The following is a 2,594-nucleotide window of genomic DNA, read 5'->3' as shown; positions in this document are numbered from 1 at the left end:
CACTCGGCGCTGGACTTCGTCAGCCCGGCCGCGTTCGAGAGACAGGCCGCTCAGTAGCCAACGGCTCTCCACTAAAGCGAGGCAAGTCCAGCCGGCGCCCAGGTCGGTTCCGACGCGACAGCGGTCAGCGCCGCGCCAGGCGAAGCGGTAGGCGCAGGCCATTCGCTGCGCTAGGCTGAGGTTGCTGATCTTGCGAGAGCGCCGTGAAGGCGCGGGAGCGGCATCGGCCGCCCCCGCGCCCCGGCACATCACCACAGGGTCCACAGACCTCGCGGGGATTGGAAAGGGGATGATGTCGCTCACGGCCGAGCGCTCCCGTCAGGGCCTGTCCAGGGGCAGCGGAGGGCCGGCTGCGGTCTCATCGCGCCTGAACTCCCTCAGACGCTGGCGAAACCGCCTCCACGCCAGCTGGACGGCCAGCCAGCGCGTCGCGGATGCGCCGCTTCTCGGCTGCGGCTCGTTCGGCGGCGTCGATCTCGGCGGTGAGGCGGGCATGGGTCTCCACGGGGTTCTGGAGGGCTTCGCGGATGTCGTCGCCTAAAGCTCCAACGATGCGGAAGAAGACAGGGAGGGGAGGCAGGTGGCGCCCGGCGCGGTAGCCCTCGGCGGCGCGGGGATCGACCCTGATCCTGTGGGCCAAGTCCTTCGCCGAGGCGGTGCGCTGGCGCAGCATCGTTCCCAGCATTTCGCTGAGATCGTTTTCGGTGAAATGCATCTGCATGTCCGTCATGAGTGATCTCGCAACGGAGCTGGACAGAGGGTTTGCAGATGAAAGGCAGCGGCGATCTGGCCACCAGCTACCTGCGGGCGTCGAACATCTTGGCGATGGCCGGCGCGGGATGCGATGACTGTGTGAGACGTGCCGCCTACAGAGCGGCGGATAGGTTCAGGGCGCGCGGGAACGCGATCCTGAATGGAGCGGATCAGACCAGGGCGGTTGGAGCCGCCCTGGCCTGCCCGGCGAACAGATGATCCGCTTAGACGCCCAGCCCGGCCATGCCGGCGCTCAGGGACTGGCCGCTCAGGCCGGCCTCGATGTCCTGCACGATGGAGGTCGCCACCGTCGAAGACCCCAGGGCCTTCTCGATGGTCGGCGCCAGCAGCATCAGAACAAAGGACGCCGCGGACTTCAGGGCCGCGTTGGCGTTGATCTCGCCCACCACCTTCGTGACGAAAGCGGGAACGGTAAGCTCGCCCTTGGCGAGTTTGTCGATGTCGGACATTTGGGGGGACTCCGTTGTGGGCACCGAGGGCGTCGGTGCATCCGCCGGGCGCACCGGCTGGATAGGGGGCTTCAGCAACTCGAAGCTGGGGTTCTTGAGGGCGTGGGCGAGCACGTCGACCTTCGGCTCCGAAGCCGACACGCGACCCAGAAGCCTGAGCTGCTCGACCTCCGTCGCGGGACGCATGAGCCTTTCGTGGAGCAGCAGCGGCAGACCAAGCGCCTGCCTGGCGCGCGCTCGCTTCGCCGCCCGGCCTTCCGCGCTGAAGCCGGCCGTAAAGTCGTCCAGCCACTTCATTCGTGCTCTCCAAGGGGAAACTGAGATGGACGACGACGCCGACACCCTGGCCGCGATCCGCCATGCCGCCGATGCGGGCGGCGCGGCCATCGCCATGCGCAAGGACCCGGACCGAGCCGGCATGTGGCGGGCGATCAGCGAGGACCAAGGACAGCTCGCCAAGGCGCGGCTGAGCCGGACGAAGCGGAAACCGAAGAGAGACTGAGCGATGAGCGCTGAACGACACTACTCGCTGGAGCTGGCCGTGGACCTGCTGAAGGCCGCGCGGGACATTAACGGGGTGGCCTCGCACATACGAGGCGAGAGGGCCGATACCCTGCGGAAATGGGCGGACAGGTTTACCGACCGTGGGCTGGCCATGGTCGTGCGGGACCTGGAGCGCGGGGAGATCGGGGCGAAGGAGGCCTGAGATGTCTGGGCAGACGAGTCGGCCTGATTCCCCCTCGCGGTGGAAAGATTGTCCTGCATTGCAGCGCCAAGGCGTTGAGTGGATGATCCATGCGTCCATCGAAGGAGAGTCGAGATGGCCGGCGAGGGTCTTCAGGACGTCGATCTGCGCGTGCGCTGTCTGAAATGCGGAAAGAAGGCGACCCGCAGCGTCGGACGGCTGGAGCAGCAGCGTCACTTCACCTGTCGCGAGTGCGGGACCGAGTTCCGCGTCTCGGCTCATCGCGTTCAGGAAGAAGTGGTCCGCCTTAAAGAGCTTGGCAAAGATCGGGCGCAGACCCTGCGCGGCCGAGAGTAGGGTGACCGCCTCGTCCAGGATCGCCTCAACCGTTTGGCTGTACGACGACGCTCTATCTTGGCTCCGCGGGTAGGCTTCCAAATTCTGCTCGCGCACGGGCGCGTCTGGTGGCGGGTGCATCAGGCGGCGCTCGCCTGCTCGTGCCTTGCCGGCTTGGCCGCGCGAGCAGCTATACCGCGCCCTTCAGCTCGGGCGGCGAGCATCTCCACCGTGATCTCGCGGAAACCCCTACTGGCTGCGGCGCGCGCGATGGGCGCGAACCACTCGGCCGGGATGCTGTCCATGTCGATCCAGCGCCGGACGTTCTTCGTCGGCAGGCCGAGGTCCGA

The 2,594-nt window shown here is 67.2% G+C and carries 6 protein-coding genes; 3 read left to right on the top strand and 3 right to left on the bottom strand.

All coding sequences use genetic code 11. From position 1 onward, the window contains the following. Positions 1–358 precede the first annotated feature (358 nt). Positions 359–715, bottom strand: coding sequence for a hypothetical protein (locus HUV06_RS15825; RefSeq protein WP_174302200.1), 357 nt, complete (start codon positions 713–715; stop codon positions 359–361). 262 nt (positions 716–977) lie between these two features. Further along, positions 978–1,520 (bottom strand): hypothetical protein, encoded by a 543-nt coding sequence (locus HUV06_RS15820; protein ID WP_174302199.1) that lies wholly within the window; start codon positions 1,518–1,520, stop codon positions 978–980. Positions 1,521–1,545: 25 nt separating this feature from the next. On the opposite strand from HUV06_RS15820, the gene HUV06_RS15815 reads away from it, so the two are divergent. The 3 genes from HUV06_RS15815 (at position 1,546) to HUV06_RS15805 (ending at position 2,265) form a co-directional block, all read left to right on the top strand. After that, complete coding sequence (locus tag HUV06_RS15815; protein ID WP_174302198.1) at positions 1,546–1,725, top strand: hypothetical protein; 180 nt, start codon at positions 1,546–1,548, stop codon at positions 1,723–1,725. A 3-nt stretch (positions 1,726–1,728) separates the two neighbouring features. Then, positions 1,729–1,929: a hypothetical protein gene (locus HUV06_RS15810; RefSeq protein WP_174302197.1), complete on the top strand. Its 201-nt coding sequence runs from the start codon at positions 1,729–1,731 to the stop codon at positions 1,927–1,929. Between the two features lie 114 nt (positions 1,930–2,043). Further along, positions 2,044–2,265, top strand: coding sequence for a hypothetical protein (locus HUV06_RS15805; RefSeq protein ID WP_174302196.1), 222 nt, complete (start codon positions 2,044–2,046; stop codon positions 2,263–2,265). Positions 2,266–2,384: 119 nt separating this feature from the next. Here the strand turns inward: HUV06_RS15805 and HUV06_RS15800 are convergent. Then, positions 2,385–2,594, bottom strand: a 210-nt coding sequence (locus tag HUV06_RS15800) for a hypothetical protein (RefSeq protein ID WP_174302195.1), incomplete at its 5' end; no start/stop codon positions are given.

Origin of the sequence: Caulobacter sp. S45 (assembly GCF_903642205.1) — a bacterium.
GTDB lineage: Bacteria > Pseudomonadota > Alphaproteobacteria > Caulobacterales > Caulobacteraceae > CAHJWH01.
This window is presented reverse-complemented; position numbering and strand designations above follow the sequence as displayed.

What these genes read in the sequence shown, in the direction of transcription:
- HUV06_RS15825 (WP_174302200.1), bottom strand. Translation starts at nt 715, where the DNA reads ATGCATTTCACCGAAAACGATCTCAGCGAAATGCTGGGAACGATGCTG.
- HUV06_RS15815 (WP_174302198.1), top strand. Translation starts at nt 1,546, where the DNA reads ATGGACGACGACGCCGACACCCTGGCCGCGATCCGCCATGCCGCCGAT.
- HUV06_RS15820 (WP_174302199.1), bottom strand. Translation starts at nt 1,520, where the DNA reads ATGAAGTGGCTGGACGACTTTACGGCCGGCTTCAGCGCGGAAGGCCGG.
- HUV06_RS15805 (WP_174302196.1), top strand. Translation starts at nt 2,044, where the DNA reads ATGGCCGGCGAGGGTCTTCAGGACGTCGATCTGCGCGTGCGCTGTCTG.
- HUV06_RS15810 (WP_174302197.1), top strand. Translation starts at nt 1,729, where the DNA reads ATGAGCGCTGAACGACACTACTCGCTGGAGCTGGCCGTGGACCTGCTG.